Genomic DNA, 18,614 nt, shown 5'->3' on the forward strand with positions numbered 1-18,614 from the left:
CATGCGTATAATCGGGGCATGACCCGGATACTGATCGCCGACGACCACCCTCTGTTTCGCGCCGCGTTGCGCCAGGCGGTGGCAAGCAGCTTTGCCGATGCCCGTATTATCGAAGCGGATTCCCTGGCGGCGCTGGAGCGCCTGGGCCAGGACGAGGCCGTGTTCGATCTGATCCTGCTGGATCTGCACATGCCGGGCACGCACGGTTTTTCCGGGCTCGTCTATCTGCGTGACATCTATCAACGGGTGCCCCTGGCAGTGATTTCCGCCAACGAAGAGGTCGCCGTGATTCAACGGGCCCTGCACTTCGGCGCGGACGGCTTCATTCCCAAATCCGCCTCGGTGGACGCCATGACCGAAGCGCTGGAAAGAATCATGAACGGCGAACGCTGGGTACCGGAAAAAGCCCGCGGCCCCCGCCCTCCTGACCTCGCCGACTACACCGCCATGCGCGAGCGCATCACCAGCCTGACACCGCAACAATTCCGCGTCATGGGCATGTTACTGGAAGGCATGCAGAATAAAGTGATCGCTTACGAACTGGATGTCTCCGAAGCCACGGTCAAGGCACACATGACCGCCATCTTCCGCAAACTCGGGGTCCGCAACCGGACCCAGGCGGTGCTGGCATTGAAAGACCTTGCCATCGAGCCCCCCGGCGATCTCTGATTCACAGCGCCCGCAGCACCGCCAGCAAGGCGTCCTGATTCACCGGCTTCTGCAGAAACTGCACGCCCATCTCTTCCGCCATGGTGCGGATCTCCGGCCGCCGGTCCGCGGTAATCAAAACCGCCGGCACCACATCGTCCCAATAGCCGTCCAGCGCCTCGATAACCTGAAAACCGGTCTCGCCATGGTCCAGTTGATAATCCACCACCAGCAAATCCGGCGCCGGCTGATTTTTCGCCTTTTCTATCGCCTCGCCTACGGAGCCCGCCACCACCGGTTCACACCCCAGTGCGCGGAATAACGCTTCCAGACTGGCCAGCAAGGCGGCGTCATTATCAACGCAGAACACCCGCATGCCCTGAATATCCCTCTGCGGCTCCTCGATGACGTCCACCGGAGCGGCCATCGGCGTTTGCGACCGGATTCGTGGCACCGAGACACTGAACACGGTGCCCTTGTCCGGCCAGGAGCGTACCGTCAATGGATGCTCCAGCAGCCGGCAAATGCGGTCCGCGATCGCCAGCCCCAGCCCCAGCCCCTTCACCTGCCGTCGCCCCTGCTGCGGCAAGCGCAGAAACTCCCGGAACACCTGGGTCAGTTGGTCCTCGGGAATACCCGGCCCGGTATCCCAGATCTCGATACGGACCCAGTCGCCATCGCGGCGGCAACCAAACAACACCTTGCCTCGATCGGTATAGCGCACCGCGTTGGATAGCAGATTCTGCAGCACTCGCCGCAGCAAAGTGGGATCGGTGCGCACCTCCACGTCCGGCGCCACAAGATGCAGGCTCAGCGCCTGATCCCGCGCCAACACGCCAAATTCCTGTCCCAACTGCGACATCAGGGGCCGTAAACTCACCGGCGCCGGATGGGAAGGCATGGTGCCGGTGTCCAGCCGGCTGATCTCAAGCAAGGCGGAGATGATTTGCTCGGCGGCCTGCAACGAGCTGTCGATATGCCCCAGCACTTCTGTTTCGTAGGCAAAATCCTCTTCCTTGCGGCTCAGCCGTTGCCCCAGGGAAGAAACAAACAAGTGCGCCGCGTTGAGCGGTTGCATCAGGTCATGGCCGGCAGCGGCCAGAAACCGTGTCTTGCCTTCATTGGCCTGCTCCAGCTTGGCGTTCAATTCCGATAGCCGGCGGGTCCGTTCGGACACCATCTGTTCCAGATTCTCGTTGATCTGCCGCAGCGCTATTTCGTCACGCTTTCGTTCGGTCACATCCATATAGGTACTGACGAAACCGCCCCCTTCCATGGGGTTGCCACGCACTTCCACCACCACACCATTGGGCAACTCCCGCTCGAAGCGATGAGCATGCCCCTCCCGCAGCAACTGCACCCTTTTATTGACGTCCTCTTCCAGATCATCGCCATCGTAAAAGCCACGCCCGGCGTTATAGCGGTATACCTCTTCGATCGGCCTACCGAGACGAATCAGCCCCTCCGGGTACTCGAACATACGCACATAAGCCTGATTCCAGGCCACCACGTTCAGGTCCCGGTCCACCACGCAAATACCCTGACTGATGGTCTCGATGGTGGTGCGCAGCAGTTGATGATTGAACTGAATCAACTGGGACGCCTCGTCCATGATCCGCACCATCTCATCATGGCGCACATTTTGTTTGCTCAGCAGAGAGCCCATCACGATACGCGCGGTGGACGCTCCCATGGCGCCGGCCAGCAACCGCTCCACATAACGCACCAGATGCAACGGCGCCGGCAATTGCAGGTCCGCCGGCACCTGACGCCGCTCCAGATAATCGAAGAACAAGGTCCGCGCGCGCGGGTGCCCCAACCCTCTCTCACACACCTGCAGCAGCTCCGCCGTGGAGATCAGCGGATGCCCCATCTTCTCCCGCCACCAATCCGTGGGAGTATCGACAAACCGGGTAGCCTGGGTTTCATCCAGCGCCTCACGAAACGAGCGCCGGGAAAAATAGATATAGGCGGCCAGATTCAGACTGAGACTCCAGAACACGCCATGGGTCAACGGATCCAGCCCCTCGATACCAAACAGGGCGTGAGGCCGCAGCACACCAAGACCGAGCAGCCCATGAAGGTTGAGCCAGTCCACCGCCGGATCCGGCAGCATCAGCGGCAACAACAGACAGTACAGCCAGATCACGAAACCAACGATCATGCCGATAAAGGCACCGGCGCGGTGTCCTTTGTGCCAATACAACCCACCCAGCAGCGCCGGCGCGAACTGCGCCACCGCGGCGAAGGAAATCAGCCCCAGGTGGGCCAGCCCCTGAATGCGATCGATGATGGTGTGGAACAGAAACGCCAGGATCAGCAACAGCACGATGCTGAGACGGCGGAGAAAACGCAGCTGCCCGCTCAGATCGGACAGTTCTTCCTTGCCCTGGATGCGGTATTGCACCCAGGCCGGCAGCAGAATTTCGTTGGTCAACATGATCGCCAAAGCGATGGTCGAGACAATCACCATACCCGTGGCGGCGGCGATACCGCCGATAAAGGACACCAACAACAGCCCATGGTTGCCAGTGGCCATGGGCAACGACAACATGAACATGTCTTCCTTGGTGCCTGGCGGCAGCATCTGCAACCCCGCCGCCACGATCGGCAGCACGAACACCGCGAACAGCAGAAGATACAACGGCAATACCCAGCGGCTGCTGCGCAGATGACGAAGATCGTTGTTCTCCACCACTCCCACATGGAACTGCCGGGGCAGGCAAATGATGGCCAGCATCGACAACAACAACGCGGTAACGAATCCCTGGGAGAACAGGGTGGGTTCGAACAGCCCCCGAATGGTGGCGTCAGTGGTGACCCGATTCCACAGATCGAAAGGGCCACTGTAGATACCGAACAGGCAAAACAATCCGACAATGACGAAGGACACCAGCTTGACGAAGGATTCGAAGCTGACCGCCAGCATCAGTCCGGATTGGTGCTCGGTGGCGTCGATGTGACGGGTACCGAACAACAAGGTGAACAATGCCATCAGTGCGGTGACCACTAAAGCGGTATCCAGCGGTGGCGACACATCCGCCCCCAGCACGTGCTCGAACGACAAGGTCACCGCCTTCAACTGCAAGGCGATGTAGGGCAGGACGCCGATGATGGCCACCAACGTGACCAGCACCGCCAACTGGCGTGACTTGCCGTAACGGGCGGCCAGGAAGTCGGCAATGGAAGTAATGTGGTGCTGTTTGCCCACCGACACCAGCTTGTAGACCAGCGCGGCGCCGAACAGCACGGTGATGATGGGGCCCAGGTAAATAGGCAGGTAGGTCCAGCCGCGCTGGGCGGCTTCCCCCACGGCGCCATAAAAGGTCCATGAGGTGCAGTACACCCCCAGAGCCAGACTGTAACTCCAGGGATTGTTGACCACCCGCAGGCCGCGCCGCTCGGCACGGTCTCCCCACCAGGCGATGACAAACAGAATCAGAACATACAGCAGCGCCAGGCCGCCCAACTGCCACAGAGAAACCACCTTGCCTCCGACTACACCAACCACACGCGGCCAACCTGCCGACGTCTCTCAGCGTGGGCACGAAGCCGCTGTACGAGCTTGGTCCGGGCGGCGGGCCACTGCCAAACATCACCACAGCATCAAGGCACGCGCGAAGCGAATCACCACCGCCAGCAATAATAACAATACACCCGCGCGCTGCGCCTTGAACTCCGCCACCGACAGCGCCATGCCACGGGCCCAGAAGCGTGCCACGCCGCGCCAATCCCCGGTGCGACGCCAATAGTGCGCATAGGCACCCAGGACAATCAACAGCCCCAGGGTCAACAATGTGGTTTCCAAATACACCATGGTTTACCCCTCCTTACTAGCGCCGCTCAGCTCTTTTCCATCAATCTGGTGTACATCAGCGCGGCCGTGGTGGCATCACCGCGAGCGCTGTGTCTGCCCATAACCGGAACCCCCAAGTCCGCCGCCACCTGCTCAAAACGCAAATCCGCCACCTGCTCGGGCTGACGATGGCGCAGACGCTTCTGGTACAGATTGCTCAACTCGATACGGCGATTGGGGATCTCAAAACCAAACAGGGTTTTCGTATAACGATTGAGAATGGCCATATCGAAGCTCAGACACCAGCCCACCAGCGGCCGGTTATCAATAAAGGCGAGTAGTTGCTCCAGGACCCGGCGAACCTCACCGCCCTCACGTAAATCCACCGGCCGCAAACGATGAATACGAATCGACGTGGCATCCAGAGAGGCCGGCGCCTGAAGATGCAGGTTCAACGCAGCGCCCGCCCTCACTCGCCCGTGACTGATGGGCACCGCCGCCACCGATACCAGTTCCGCGCGGCGAACATCCAGCCCGGTGGTTTCGCAATCGATCGCCACCAGCTCATCCGCATCCGCCGGCAATTCGAACATATGAGAGAAGGGACCGTCGCCGTGCCGGTGGCGTTGCCAGATGCGCTTCAATGTATGCATGGTTCAGTACTCCGGATTCGGTGCTCTGGATTCAGTATTCAAGATTCAGGACTCAAGCGTCAGTACTCAAGATGGAAACGGCGACTCAGACTTTTCTTGAAATCATTGACCACATGCAAGGCGTCGCGCAGCATATCCCGCTCCAGGGACGACAAGCCGGCGACGTTGACCTGATTGCCGGAATCCAACGTGGCTCCAGGCTCGGACATGAATCTCATCTGCTGCCGCAGCCGCAACTCGGAAAACACCGACAACGCGCCGCCGAGATCATCGGCCATTTCCGCTTCCAGATGACCGGCATCGGCCAGGCGCGTCAGCCGGGCCAGGGTATTGGTTTCCCGTATGCGATAACGCAGGCTCAATGCCCGCACTCCGTGAACCAGCGGGAAAACACCGCCCTTCTTGATATCCAGGGTCCGGTCGCGGGTCTTGAGAGTACCGAACAAGGTCAGAGGCGTGGCGAAATGCAGAACCGGACGGGCAAATTGGGACAGCAGAATTTCGTCGTGACTGCAGTGCTCGAATAACAGGTCCCGCAGTCGTTCCACCAAACGCACCTGCCCCGCCACCGAATGAGCATCGGCCAGAATCGCCAGCCGCATCATAGCGGCGTCATCGCCTTGCCCCACCCAGCGCCGGATACGCCGGCGCCAATCGGTCAACGTACCCACCCACTCCGGATTCGACGCCATAATGCCACCAGGACAACGGGGGTAACCCAGACGCACCAGCGTATCGGTAAAAGCACGGGAAAGATCGCGTAGTTCCGGCCAGTTCAGATCCTCTTCCAGAATCAGGCCATTATCCTGATCGGTTTTCAGTATCTGCTCGCCACGTCCTTCGCTGCCAAAGACCATAAGACAACACTGCATCGCCCGCGTCCGAGGCATCAGAAACTCAAAGGCACGGGCAATAATGCGGCCGTTGAGCGCCGCCATCAGTTCCATGGCGAAACGCATGCGCACGCCCTGAGCCATCAGCGCCTGTACTAACTCAGGCAGACGGGCACTGGCCAATACCAGGGCATCCATATCCTCCGCCCGCTCCACTTCCAGCCCCACCACATAGGAGCGACTGGAAAAGAAACTGAGCACATCCGGCAATTCCACCACGCCCAAGGCGCGGCCCTCCGCCATCACCACCACCCGGGTCACCTGATGCCGGGTCATGCGTACCAGAGCGGCGAACAGGAATTCATCCGGATCAACGGTTACCAGGGCAAACGACGCCAATCCCAACGCCGGGCTTCGCGGAGTCAGCTCTTCCTCCACCAGTCCACGCAGCAAATCGGTTTTGGTGATCACCCCAACCTGGGCGCCCGCTTCCAATAACAAGCTGTCGACACCATGCTGGGTCAGTTCCGTGGCCGCATCGCCAATAGTCCCGTCCGCGGCCAGCAATACCGGCTCGCGCATGCACTCACTGACGCGCGCCAACATGAAACCGGCCAAGGTGACACCGCCTTCACGCCGCTCCGCCAGCAGCTGACTCTTTGCCGCCAACCTCGCCTGGAAGTAATCCGCGAAGGTGGGTTCTTCATTACACAGAGCCTGAAACAGCTCCGCCGGAATCAAATAGCAAAGCGCTTCTTCCTCCACCTTGAACCGGTAACGGCTGGTGCCGTTGAAGACGGTGATGGCGCCGAACAGATCATCATCGGTATAGACCGCAATCCGTGCCGACGCCTCCGGAGCACGGGGGTCCATCTCCACCACCACGCCTTTGTGGACCACATAGACATAGTCGGTGGCATCACCGGCGTCGAGAATCACGGTTCCGGCGGACAGAAACGTCATTTCCACCGCCTGGCGCAAACGGTCACGGCCCTGTTTTCCCAACAGGGAGAACGGCAATTGCTCGAAGTTCAGATCCACCTTTGCCCTGTCCTCCCGGAATCCCCTTCCTCCACGGAACGGGCCTACCGGATAAGCCATCCGGATAAACCAACCCTTGGATTGGCTTATCACGATGACCTGACTTTATAACAGTGCCCTGTTAGACGAAGAAGGGCGGAGCGCATCGCACCCCGCCCCCCGGTTTTCGTTCCTGATCCCGTGATCAGTGTTGTACCGCCGCGCCCGCGCCACGAGGTACCCGAATATCCTCCACAATATGTTGGATATGCTCTGGCGGTGCCTGGGTAACCCGGGAAACCACGAAAGCCACCACGAAGTTAAGAATCATGCCAACCGTGCCAATCCCTTCCGGAGAGACACCAAACAACCAGTTATCGGCGGTGTTCAGCTCCGGAGAGATGAATTTGAAGTAGACGATATAGCCAAAGGTGAAGGCCAGCCCCACCAGCATGCCGGCAATCGCCCCTTCCTTGTTCATGCGGCGATAGAAAATACCCATCAGAATCACCGGGAAGAAACTGGCCGCCGCCAGACCGAAGGCAAAGGCCACCACCTGAGCCACGAAACCGGGTGGATTGATACCGAAGTACCCAGCGATAACGATAGCGACGATGGCCGCAAGCCGCGCTGCTAGCAATTCCTGCTTCTCACTGATCCCGGGCATCAGGGTTTTCTTCAAAAGGTCGTGGGAAATCGCCGACGATATCACCAGTAACAATCCGGCCGCCGTCGACAAGGCCGCGGCCACGCCGCCGGCCGCCACCAGAGCGATTACCCAGGCCGGCAAATTACCGATTTCCGGGTTGGCCAGAACGATAATGTCTCGGTCAATGTAAACTTCGGAGGCATTATCAGTGGGAGTATTGGTCAGCACACGCTCCCCTTGTGCACCGGAGGCCTCCTCGCGGGAGCCGGAGAAAGTCGGCTTGCCCTCGAACGGAGCGCCCGCGGCCATCTGTACACGTCCGTCGTTGTTCTTGTCCATCCAGCCGATCAAACCGGAGTTCTCCCAGTTATAGAACCAGCCGGGCAGCTCTTTGTATTCCGTGCCGTTCACGGTTTCGATCAGATTGGTACGCGCGAAGGCCCCTACCGCCGGAGCGGAGGTGTACAACAGGGCGATGAAGAACAGGGCCCAGCCGGCACTGATCCGGGCATCACGTACACGCGGTACAGTGAAGAAACGCACGATAACGTGAGGCAGGCCGGCGGTCCCGCACATCAGGGCGGCGGTGATGAAGAACACGTCGATGGTGGATTTGCTGCCGTCGGTATAGGCGCCGAAGCCAAGCTCCTGAACCACCTGATCCAGGCGTTCCAGAAGATAGACGCCAGTGTCGTTACCGGAGGCATCCAACACCGTGGCGCCAAAGCCGGTTTGTGGCAGTACGTGTCCGGTCATCATGATGGACAGGAATACCGCCGGCACCAGGAAAGCGAAAATCAGCACGCAATACTGAGCGACCTGAGTGTAGGTAATGCCTTTCATGCCACCCAGTACGGCGTAGAAGAACACGATGGCCATGCCGATGATCACGCCGATGTTCACATCCACTTCCAGGAAGCGGGCGAACACGATGCCAACGCCGCGCATCTGCCCGGCCACATAGGTAAACGATACGAATATCACACAAATCACCGCCACCGTCCGGGCCACGTTGGAGTAGTAACGGTCACCGATGAAATCAGGCACGGTAAACTTGCCGAACTTGCGCAGGTAAGGCGCCAGAAGCATCGCCAGGAGGACATAACCACCAGTCCATCCCATCAGGTATACGGAGGCGTCATAGCCGGCGTAGGCGATAATCCCAGCCATGGAAATAAAGGACGCGGCGGACATCCAGTCCGCGGCCGTGGCGGCACCATTGGCCACCGGGGAAACCCCACCGCCGGCCACGTAGAACTCCTTGGTGGAACCGGCCCGCGACCAGATCGCGATACCAATATAGAGCGCGAACGACGCGCCCACGAAAATATATGTCAGAAGTTGGACATCCATACTCTTATCCTCATTGTTATCGAGCTGGTTTACTGCTCGTCCACGTCGAATTTCTTATCCAGCTTGTTCATGGAATGGGCATACATGACGATCAGTACCAGGAACACATAGATCGATCCCTGTTGCGCAAACCAGAAGCCGAGTTTGAAACCGAAGAACTGGATAGCATTCAGTTGATCCACGAGCAGGATGCCGAAGCCGTAGGAGACGACAAACCAGACAACGAGATAGGAGAAGATCAATCTCAGGTTGGCGGCCCAATAGTCGCGGGCGTTTTTTTCTCTCATTAGTTAACCCCTTTCCCAGTGACGATTCCCAGTGACGATGACGGCACTGACAGCGAACCCTTTCCGCAATACACAGCCAAGCTTTCACCGGACAGGCACGAACGGTCCGCATCTAAGATGCCTAAACAAAGCCGAATGGCGCGACAGTATGACTTTAGTCGAAGGGCGGAGCCGGCGGCGCTAGGGCCTGTTCACCCTATTTCCACCGCGCCTGTTGCGGCTAAAACGTCACCAATCCAGGCACGAGGAGAGAAGTTTGGTCATTCCAAATGAACGACGAGTAACGCACAGTGGTGACGTTTTAGCCGCAACCCGAAGGGCTGGAGGCCAAAAGGGCATCCAGCAGGCGCGATGGAAATAGGGTGAACAGGCCCTAGTCGCCGGCGTCCGCATAGGCGGGAAAGTTCAGGGTAAATGCGGAGCCCTGGCGCACCACGCTCCGGCACTGGATTTCGCCATTATGCTTGTCCATCACCGTTTTCACGAAGGCCAGCCCCAACCCCAGGCCGGTGGCCATGTTGTCGGCATCGAAGCGGCGATAGCTCTCAAACAGATAGGGAATATCATGGCTGGCAATGCCGACCCCCTGGTCGCTGACCTGGCAAATGACCCTGTCGCCGCTTTGCAGAACCGACAGTGTCACCACGCTTCGGGGCGGGCTGTACTTGATCGCGTTCTCAAGCAGGTTGAACACGGCCCGCACCAGAAAGCCCTGGTCGCCCCAAATAGGCCCGCCGTCATCGTCAAGGTTATCGCTTTCCAAGCGGATACCCTTGGCCTGAGCCAGAGGCCAGGCCCGGTCCAACGCATCCATGGCGATATTGGCCAGCAACACCTCTCGAAAATCCAGTGCGCCAAACTCCACCTTGGCCAGCTGCATGAAGTCCTCGATCATATCCAGAGCGGATCGCACCTGACGCTCCAGGCGCGCATGGAACTCCCGCGCCGGCAACGCCGCGGTACCGTTCTGCATATCGAGCAGGGCCAGCATACTGGCCTGCGGCGCCTTCATATCGTGGGACAAAAACCGCAACATGTGCGCACGCTGTTCCGCCGCGCGCCGTTCACCGGTCATATCCACCAGACTGATCAGCCAGCCGGCATCCAGCGTAATCGCCGTCCACAGTGGCGCCACTTCGATACGATAGTGATTTCCCCAACGGTCAAAAAACGCCTGACCATGCCAGTGACGCACATCGGCGAAACGCCCTCCCTCGGAGAGGAATACCGGCACGGCATCCGCCGGCACCACCGTCAGTAATGCATCCCGCAACTTCCAACTCTCCACCCCCGCGGGATTTCCCACCAGCCAGCGGGCTTTTCGATTGGCGGCCTTCACCTTGGCCTCGCCATCCACCAGAAACGTCACCACTGGCAGAGAGTCCAGCATGTCGGTGACGAACCGGCGGGAAGCACGCAGCTGTTGCACACCGGCTTCCAGGGCCATGACCCGGCGATGCAGCGTACTGCCCCAATGCATGCGGGAAGCACTGCCCGCCTCCGGCACCATGTTCGGCTCACTGCTCAGCGACTCGATCTCACTGCTGAACCAACGCAGGATCACACTCTGACTGCGCCATTGCCATAGCAGATAGAACAATACCAGTCCGGTTAAGGATGCCGCCGGAGGCCACCAGACTCCCAACCGCAAAGCCAGAGCACATGCCACCATGGTCAGTGTCGCCATCAACGCCATCAGGACGTGGACATAACGCAAGCGCGACACCAGCAAGGCGATCATCAAGGCCAGCACCGGCACCATGGACAGCAATATCCTCGTGGCTTTATCCAGCTCGGTAATAACATAGCCATCCATCAGGCCATTGAGCAGATTAGCCTGGATCTCCACCCCTGCCATGGTGCCCATACGGCCCGATACCGGTACCGCATAGCGATCTCCCAGACCGGCGGCCGTGGCGCCAACCAGCACGACCCTGTCTTTAAGCAGCTCGTCCGGAACCTCGCCGAGCAACACACTGCTGTAGGACACTCGCGGGAACGCCCCGGGCGTCCCCCGAAACGGCACCCGGACCAGATGATCCCGATGCCAGGAAGGAGTGTTGTGTATCGACTGGGTTTCCTCGCCCGGCATCGCCATTCCCGTGGCCAACCCCTTGCTCGCCAGGGAATCGAACAGCGCCCAGGTAAGATGCGGTACCACCTGATCAATAACGCCCTCGCACAGATACAGGCGCCGCACCTTGCCATCCATATCCGCTTCCACATTAATGTGTCCGATGCCGGCGGCATTGTCAGCGATGTCAGGCAAAGGCGGATAAACAACGGGGGGCGCCCCCGGCGTCGACATCGGAGCCCGCGCCAGGGGCACATAGACATTACCGGCACGGGCCATGGAGGCGCCCAGGCGCTGGTCCGCCTTGCCGTCACCTTCCGCTTCCAGAAAAAGGATATCCATCATCACGGCCTGGGCACCGGCTTCATGCAAGCGGTCCACCAACGCCGCGTGCACCAGCCGGCTCCAGGGCCAGCGCCCGATCTCACGAAGGCTACGGTCGTCCACGGCGACAATGAGAATGTCGTCGTTCACCGGCTGATCCGCCCAGGCAATCATACGGTCATAGACCGACGCATTGAGTTGTACGAAGTCACGGCTCGCCATCCAGCCGGTGGCGGCCAGAGCGATCAGTAACAGCACGCCCCACTGGAAAAACAGGCGGCGAAATAATGCTTCGCTGGTCAATATGGACATCAGGACAGCTTGCTGGCAAGGAGAATCGAAAAGCAAGGGGGCCTAGCGGTGGGCACCCACCCCGCGCAGGAAAAACACATGATGGGCTTCGCGCCCTTCAATGCCATTGGCATCGACCGCCGACAAGCGGACATGGTACGCCCCCGCGGGCACATCCTCGACGTTAAACTCACCATCATCCGATACCGCTTCACGTACCAGCTCGATGAAATCACTGTCCCTGGACATTTGCAGCCGATACAGGACAGCTCCCGGTAACGATTCAACCCGGGCGTGCAGAACCCCGCCCGCGCCACGCCAGTCGGGCAGCAAGGTGGGCGCGGGCAACAACGCGACACGCATCAACCGGCCATCGCTGTCCAGGCGCCCGCCCTCACCTTCACGCACCTGCTGCTGAGCGTGGCCATCGTGACTGATCGCCACCGCTCCGCGCAGCACGCTGGTGGTGGCGGCACCGGTCTGTTCCCGTACACGAAAATGGGTACCACGCACGCCGATAATACCCACCGGGGTTTCCACCTGATAGTGCTCTTCGCCGGGACGCGAGGTGACTTTGGACTCCACCGCGCCGCTCTCCAGGCGGACGCGGACAATACCCCGATCACGCTCCTTGGCGAATCGAACCCGGCTGCTGGATGGCAAAACCACCTTGGAACCGTCTTCCAGGCGCAAGGATACAAAGGCGAAAGGACCAGTCACCACGGTTTCGGTTGTATCCAGTCGCATGCCCGTCAACAGCTGTTGACGCTCACCATCCACGCCCTCGGCCCAGACCTCACCTTCCAAGTGAAGCACATCCATACTTAGAGGGCTGTTCTCCTCCAGTATCAGCTTGGTATCGGGTTGCAAACGGTAAGGGTCGGACAGGTGATTGAGGTCACGAACACGGCGCCAGGCCCGAGCGTCCCCCAGATAGTCTTCGGCGATATCCCAAAGCGTATCGCCGGGACGCACGATATGGTATCCCGGCGAGGATGGGGACTGTGGATTGGCCGGCGGCGGCGCGGCCATCGCGGTGCCGGCGAGCAGCAGTCCGCCAAGCAGACCTCCGATCACGCCTTGTGTCATGGCCACGATCCGTGGCGGCCACCCTCCGGGCCGTCGCCGAAGCGATGCCGGAAATTGCTTCCGGCAATTTTTTGTCACGCCTTGCATGGTCCACCCTCTTCTGCAGGCCCCGTCCACGGGTTGAGTCGGCGCGTTCCCTCGCTGTTGGCGTTGGAGTCAGTTGTATTCGATGGTGAAAGTAGCGATCGCGCGGGTTTCACCGCCATTGACAGTGGGCGCGGTCTGGTAATAACGGGCCTTCAGCGGCAGTTGGAATTGATGGTTCCCAGGCGTCACCGTACCCAGTTCGACACGATCGCCATTGGCGATGGGCGTGGAGGTACGGTTGTCCAGCAGCTGGATGCCCACGCCACTGGCGGCTTCGGTGCCACCATCAATCTTGATTACTCCGGCGGCGCCACTGGGATCCGGGGTGTACCCGAAAGACAGCTTCACCGTGTCCTGCCCATGACTGGGGCCAACGCAGGACAACCCCACCTGAAATTCCCTTTCCGTGTTGGTGCTGCCGACGCCGGCGAAAACAGAGCGGGATACCGTGCCGAAGTCCACGGCGATATTGCGGGAGCCCATATCCACCTCACAGGCGGAGGAGACGATGGTGATGGCGCTGGCATCCAGCGTGGAGGTCAGAATCGGGCGCCCGGCCCCGGTGCCGTCGGCGTAGTAGCGGGTGTACTGCCCCGATACCAGTGTTCCCGACCCGGTTTGTTCGGCGATCTTGATGATCTCCACCCGGAAGTACCCTTCACTGAGATTCAGGTTGGTGTTCCTGAAAGGGCCTAATTGATGGGGATAGACCACGGTCTGGCTCAGCCCTTCGATACGCCGGGAAAGCCGGATGCCGATGCCCTGAACATTAGTGGTATAAATCTGCGGATCATAGGTACTCGGATTGCCAATCAGAGTCTGACCAATCATGTAGCCCGATCCCCAGGTACAATTGGCGTAGTTCGTGACCGGAAAGATTGGAAATTCCTGCATGGCCAGCACCGTTCCCACCGGCACATTGGGCGTCAGAGTCACCTGCCCCATGGTCATCTTGATGTCCTGAGGCACGATATACGAGCGGACGTTACACGAAGCCCAACCCAGGGAGGGCAATAAAGCCGCCATCAGTACCAGAGCAATTCGCCGCGCGGACGGGAGCAGAAGTTTATTCACAACGGGCCTCCAGATGATGGTAGGCGCGGGCCGCGCTTGCGTCCTCGTCGGACTCCGGCACGCGATAGTCGATGTCGCAGCTCTGGTTCGCTTCCTCGCCCCACTTGACGCTCAGACGGCCGCTCTCTTTTTCCGTACGCAGATAGACCCGGCCGCTCTGGCCCACCAGCCCCACCGGCTGACCGGCCTCGTCGTACACTTCGGCGCCGAATGGAACCGGTTCACCATCCGGTCCTTTAGCCTTGATCAGCAGCGCCTGACCGCTGACGGTATCGAAGGTGAGCTTGGCCACGGCCCCGGCGTAGGGCGCCACTTGCTGGCTGCTGGTCTTCAGTTCCACTTCGGTGGACATGTCGTTGGGATCCAGCGTCACCGAGTTCAAGCGGTAAGGCGAAACGTACGGCACCACCGCGTAGCCGCGTTTATCGATGCGCACACCGGACATGTTGGTCACGCGAGCCCCAGCGGCCGCTGGCGCTTCCACCAACACCATGGTTTCACCGCGCTGAGGCGTCAGCGTCACGCCGCCGCTGTGCGCCACCATGCTGCCGCTGACACCGGCCCCCATCTGCGTAAAGTTGTCGTTATGGCTGTAAGAGGCCCGCAGCGTGGCATAGGGCGCCCGGTATTCACCGCTGAGTTCACCGGTGGCGCCGCTCTGATCCTGGTGGCTGACCGCCACGTTATAAGTCATGTTGCCGTCCACGCCGGCACTGCCGGAGACGCCCAAACGGCTGCTCTCGTAGGCGCTGTCACGCATGGTCCCGGAGCCGATCAGGCTGGCGTTGCCAGCCACGTTGTCCAATGGCACCGAGAAGTTGAAGTTGTACTGAGTGTCGTCGTAGCCGAATTCGTCCTCGGTCTTCAGCGCCGAGAAACCGTAATGGAAAGGCCCATAGTTGTTGTTGTACCCCACCTGGTATTGCGTGGTTTCCCCTTCGCTTTTCCAGTAATCACGAACGGAACCAGTGAAATACATCGCCCCCAAACCGGCGCCCAGGGTCTGATTCACGGTGAGCTGGAATTCACTGCGCTGACGACGCACCGCATCGAAGCCCAACTGACGATCTTCGTAATCGTGGGCGATGATGGCGTCACGCAACCCGAGGTAACCGGAGGTGGAATAGCGGTAGGCCGCCACCGTCACATTGGTGCCGGTATCGGGCATGAATTTGCTGTAGCCCAGTTTGTAGCTCTGGCCATTGCGATCGCCATAGCGATCGAAGCCGGTACGGGCATGGGTGACATCGGCGGAGAAGGCGCCAACGGGCGTGCCCACCGCGACACCGGCCAGATAAGCCTGGTAGTCATCACTGAACGTGGCCCCGGTGTAACCCGTCAGCCGGTTGGTCAGGCCCTTTTGGTAGGTGGCCTGCATCAACCAGGGATCATCATCCAGGCTGGTTTCGCGCACCTTGCCGGCGGTGACGCTGTACCGGGATATGCCCGGACGCAACATCTGCGGCACGGAGGCGAAAGGCAGACTGAATCGACGAATACGGCCATCCGCTTCGGTAACGGTGACCTCCAGGTCGCCGCCATAACCGGTGGGGTACAGATCATCGATGACGAAGGGCCCCGGCGGCACCGTGGCCTGATAGATCACCTGACCGTTCTGGCGTACTTCCACCACCGCGTTGCTTTCCGCCACGCCACGAACGGTGGGCGCATAGCCGCGCAATGAATCCGGCAGCATGCGATCATCGGACGCCAGACGGGCTCCACGGAAGCCCATGGAATCGAACAGGTTGCCTTCAGTGTAAGCGTCGCCCACGGTCACCATGCCACGGATCGACGGAATCGGCCGGCGCAGATAGGTAGCGGTGTTCTGCCAGTCAGTGCCCTGCCCATCACGGCGTGACACATTGGAATCATGCCGCAATTGCCAGGCACCGATGTTGATGCCGCTGTTGAGCATCAAGTAGGCATTGTCGTAGGTGCTGTCATTACCGCCGTAATGGGTTTCGGTACGCAGCGCGTTGAAGTTGTAACTCAGGAAACCGGCATTGATACCCGGATCCCAGAATGCCGGATCCACATAGCCACGCGCGCTGCGGCGCATATTGGCTTGCGGGATACTGATATCCAGACGCATGTTGCTGCTGTCGAAACGGGCCTGGGCGCCCGGCAACCAGCCTTCCAGGGAACGGCACTCATCGCTCAGCGCGTCACCGACCCCCTCAATGGTGCTGACGTCCACGCCATAACCGGACAGCATGCTCAGGGTAAAACAGGTGTGCGCGTTGATTTCACCGGGGGCGGCTCGAAACGCCAGTTCATTACGGCCCTTCCAGGAACCGTTGACGTAGACATCCAGATAGTAGTCACCCGCCAGCGTCGGATTGCCCTGGGCATAACGGGAAACGTCCATATCCTTGGCGGCACCGCGAAGGAAATCACTGTTGAAGGAGGCCGCCGCCACCTGAGTCCCGGTTTGAGCCAGCACGGCCTGCGTCCAGGTCAGCAGAGCCAGACCACCAAGCAATTGGACACCGGCACTCAAACTGACCGTCCGGCGTGACACAACGCACTTTTGATTCATGAGACACCCCGCGTCCATGGTTTTTTTGTTCAGGCGTTTTTTGATCAACGGCCCACCGGCACATCCCGAGCCACCCGACCACCGAAGTCATTGATAGTGGTCATACGTACCTGGCCAATCGCGGCCGGCGCATTAGCGGGCAAGGGGAATTCCAGGCTGCCACCGGGGGCGATCATGCCTTCGTCCACGGGCACCGGGACCAGCGCGCTTTCTCCACGGAGGATTTCCAGACGGCTGACGGTGACGTGGTAAGGCGTGGGGTTTTTTGCTTTGAGTACCGCTTGTCCGCCGGAGCGGGACAGATACCATTGCAGTTTTTCCGGAGCGTCGTTGGCTTTACCGCTCAACCCCTTGGGCCGGTAAAACAACTTGATGCGCGAGCGAACCGCCAACTGCAGGAAATTCTGGGGAATCCCTTCTTCGGCTTTCGGTGCCGGCGGAATGTCGAGCACATTCAACCAATACACGGACTCGCGGTCTTCCGGCGGCATCTTGCCACCGGTAAAGGAAATTCGAAGAACCTGACCGCTGCCGGCTTCCACACGGGAAATCGGCGGCAGCACGATGAAAGGCACATCGCTTTGTTCCGGAGCGGCGTCGGCGTCGCCGGCGTCGATCCATACTTGCACCAGGGCCGGGTTTTCGCCGTCATTGGTCAGTTGCACCGAGACTTCACGATCGCCACCGGGATAAATCACCCTGGTACCGCCGATCACCACGGCGGCCTGCGCGGCTACACCCGCGGCCAGCAATGTGAATGACAACAAGCAAAGGAGAAAACGCTGCATAGCCACCACCCGAAACCTGGAAGGACAAACAAGAAAGTGTCCGGGGCCGGCAAGCCGGCCCGCGGAAACCATGGGGATTACTGATAGATAATGGTGTACTGAACGCTGGTGGAGACGTCGCCAGCGCCAGCGGCGGCGGTAGCGTAGTACTCGGCGTAGTAGTTCAGGTCAGCGCCGTCACCTTCGTTGGCAACCGTCACCCACTGGGAGTTGGTTTGCGCACCGTTGGCACCAGCGGCCAGCACCGGCAGGAAGCCGTTGTTCTCACCCAGCAGCTGGATTTGAACGTTGGTGGCACCATTGCTGGCGGCGTCGATCTGGTTGTTCAGACGGCCGGTGTTGTAGTCCACGGTGGGACCCGGTTCGAAATAGGTCGCCACTTGCCCGGCGGAGCAGTTGGACAGGTTGATGGCGAAAGGAGTACGACCAGCAACTTCACCGGCGGCGGCCAGCGTCTGAGCGGACACGGTCGGCAGGGTTACGGTGAAATCGGTGCCACCCGGGGTGGTGATTTCACAGGTTTGGTCGGTGATTTTACCGTTGAAGGTAATGGTGCCGTCCGCGGCGAGAGCGGAACCAGCACCGGTCAAGCCGAAAACTGCCAGAGCAATAGCGGTTTTATTCATTTTCATAACAGATGCATCCCATCCTGATAACGTATTTTGGGACCGGCACGCCTGTTCGGGAGCCGTTCCGCGGCCTTGCGGCCTACCGCCCTGGCACCTTGCCCACTGGGCCCGGCATCAGATGCCGCCAAGAAATGCGATTGTGTGACGGGGTCGGTAGACTACGGGGAAGGAGAATGGCGAGGAGCTAACAAACAAACAACAGTCCGAAACCATTGTTCATATTCCGTTGACAGTTATTTTATATTTTCCACCAAAAGTACGACCAAATGACCAAAACCGTTAATTTATTTAATACTTTTACATTAGACAAATTGTCTTCATTTATTTAAATAAGCACGAAATGCGTTAACAATTTTTGCCTTATCGTGGATGACTTTGCCGGTTCACCGCCCTAACATTCCGCCCGGGCAAAGGCGCCCCGAACACGCCTGATCCCGCCCTGCCGCGAAGCGCGGCAAAAGGGCGCGGATGCAAAAC

13 protein-coding genes are annotated in these 18,614 nt (G+C 59.7%); 1 reads left to right on the forward strand and 12 read right to left on the reverse strand.

Features of this window, described 5'->3' with window-relative positions; translation table 11 throughout:
* The first annotated feature begins 18 nt into the window (after positions 1-18).
* Positions 19-669, forward strand: a complete 651-nt coding sequence (locus CRO06_RS00220; RefSeq protein WP_022993755.1) for a response regulator — start codon at positions 19-21, stop codon at positions 667-669.
* A 1-nt stretch (position 670) separates the two neighbouring features.
* Here the strand turns inward: CRO06_RS00220 and CRO06_RS00225 are convergent, their stop codons facing one another.
* From CRO06_RS00225 to CRO06_RS00280, 12 genes are all read right to left on the reverse strand, one after another.
* Positions 671-4,135 (reverse strand): hybrid sensor histidine kinase/response regulator, encoded by a 3,465-nt coding sequence (locus CRO06_RS00225; RefSeq protein WP_097057436.1) that lies wholly within the window; start codon positions 4,133-4,135, stop codon positions 671-673.
* A gap of 108 nt (positions 4,136-4,243) precedes the next feature.
* Positions 4,244-4,465 (reverse strand): hypothetical protein, encoded by a 222-nt coding sequence (locus CRO06_RS00230; RefSeq protein ID WP_022993757.1) that lies wholly within the window; start codon positions 4,463-4,465, stop codon positions 4,244-4,246.
* A 26-nt stretch (positions 4,466-4,491) separates the two neighbouring features.
* Positions 4,492-5,097: a 3'-5' exonuclease gene (locus tag CRO06_RS00235; protein ID WP_097057437.1), complete on the reverse strand. Its 606-nt coding sequence runs from the start codon at positions 5,095-5,097 to the stop codon at positions 4,492-4,494.
* Positions 5,098-5,156: 59 nt separating this feature from the next.
* Entirely contained in the window at positions 5,157-6,971 is a 1,815-nt protein-coding gene (locus CRO06_RS00240) for a DUF294 nucleotidyltransferase-like domain-containing protein (protein WP_097057438.1), read from the reverse strand.
* A 184-nt stretch (positions 6,972-7,155) separates the two neighbouring features.
* Entirely contained in the window at positions 7,156-8,952 is a 1,797-nt protein-coding gene (locus tag CRO06_RS00245) for a sodium:solute symporter family protein (RefSeq protein ID WP_026949828.1), read from the reverse strand.
* Between the two features lie 29 nt (positions 8,953-8,981).
* On the reverse strand, positions 8,982-9,239 hold the full coding sequence (locus tag CRO06_RS00250; protein ID WP_022993761.1) for a DUF4212 domain-containing protein: 258 nt from the start codon (positions 9,237-9,239) through the stop codon (positions 8,982-8,984).
* Positions 9,240-9,612: 373 nt separating this feature from the next.
* Entirely contained in the window at positions 9,613-11,949 is a 2,337-nt protein-coding gene (locus tag CRO06_RS00255; protein WP_097057439.1) for a CHASE2 domain-containing protein, read from the reverse strand.
* Between the two features lie 42 nt (positions 11,950-11,991).
* Complete coding sequence (locus CRO06_RS00260) at positions 11,992-13,017, reverse strand: FecR domain-containing protein (protein WP_179746410.1); 1,026 nt, start codon at positions 13,015-13,017, stop codon at positions 11,992-11,994.
* A gap of 156 nt (positions 13,018-13,173) precedes the next feature.
* Positions 13,174-14,178 carry a fimbrial protein gene (locus tag CRO06_RS00265; protein ID WP_097057441.1) on the reverse strand — a complete coding sequence of 335 codons (1,005 nt, stop codon included), beginning with the start codon at positions 14,176-14,178 and terminating at the stop codon, positions 13,174-13,176.
* Complete coding sequence (locus CRO06_RS00270) at positions 14,171-16,681, reverse strand: fimbria/pilus outer membrane usher protein (protein WP_244902744.1); 2,511 nt, start codon at positions 16,679-16,681, stop codon at positions 14,171-14,173. Before CRO06_RS00270 ends, CRO06_RS00265 begins: the two co-directional genes overlap by 8 nt.
* Positions 16,682-16,764: 83 nt before the next feature.
* On the reverse strand, positions 16,765-17,508 hold the full coding sequence (locus tag CRO06_RS00275) for a fimbrial biogenesis chaperone (protein WP_097057442.1): 744 nt from the start codon (positions 17,506-17,508) through the stop codon (positions 16,765-16,767).
* Positions 17,509-17,585: 77 nt separating this feature from the next.
* Positions 17,586-18,140 (reverse strand): fimbrial protein, encoded by a 555-nt coding sequence (locus CRO06_RS00280; protein ID WP_097057443.1) that lies wholly within the window; start codon positions 18,138-18,140, stop codon positions 17,586-17,588.
* Between the last annotated feature and the right edge of the window lie 474 nt (positions 18,141-18,614).

Source organism: Alloalcanivorax xenomutans, assembly GCF_900217905.1.
GTDB lineage: Bacteria > Pseudomonadota > Gammaproteobacteria > Pseudomonadales > Alcanivoracaceae > Alloalcanivorax > Alloalcanivorax xenomutans.

What these genes read in the sequence shown, in the direction of transcription:
- CRO06_RS00220 (WP_022993755.1), top strand. Translation starts at nt 19, where the DNA reads ATGACCCGGATACTGATCGCCGACGACCACCCTCTGTTTCGCGCCGCG.
- CRO06_RS00230 (WP_022993757.1), bottom strand. Translation starts at nt 4,465, where the DNA reads ATGGTGTATTTGGAAACCACATTGTTGACCCTGGGGCTGTTGATTGTC.
- CRO06_RS00235 (WP_097057437.1), bottom strand. Translation starts at nt 5,097, where the DNA reads ATGCATACATTGAAGCGCATCTGGCAACGCCACCGGCACGGCGACGGT.
- CRO06_RS00245 (WP_026949828.1), bottom strand. Translation starts at nt 8,952, where the DNA reads ATGGATGTCCAACTTCTGACATATATTTTCGTGGGCGCGTCGTTCGCG.
- CRO06_RS00250 (WP_022993761.1), bottom strand. Translation starts at nt 9,239, where the DNA reads ATGAGAGAAAAAAACGCCCGCGACTATTGGGCCGCCAACCTGAGATTG.
- CRO06_RS00255 (WP_097057439.1), bottom strand. Translation starts at nt 11,949, where the DNA reads ATGTCCATATTGACCAGCGAAGCATTATTTCGCCGCCTGTTTTTCCAG.
- CRO06_RS00260 (WP_179746410.1), bottom strand. Translation starts at nt 13,017, where the DNA reads ATGACACAAGGCGTGATCGGAGGTCTGCTTGGCGGACTGCTGCTCGCC.
- CRO06_RS00275 (WP_097057442.1), bottom strand. Translation starts at nt 17,508, where the DNA reads ATGCAGCGTTTTCTCCTTTGCTTGTTGTCATTCACATTGCTGGCCGCG.
- CRO06_RS00280 (WP_097057443.1), bottom strand. Translation starts at nt 18,140, where the DNA reads ATGAAAATGAATAAAACCGCTATTGCTCTGGCAGTTTTCGGCTTGACC.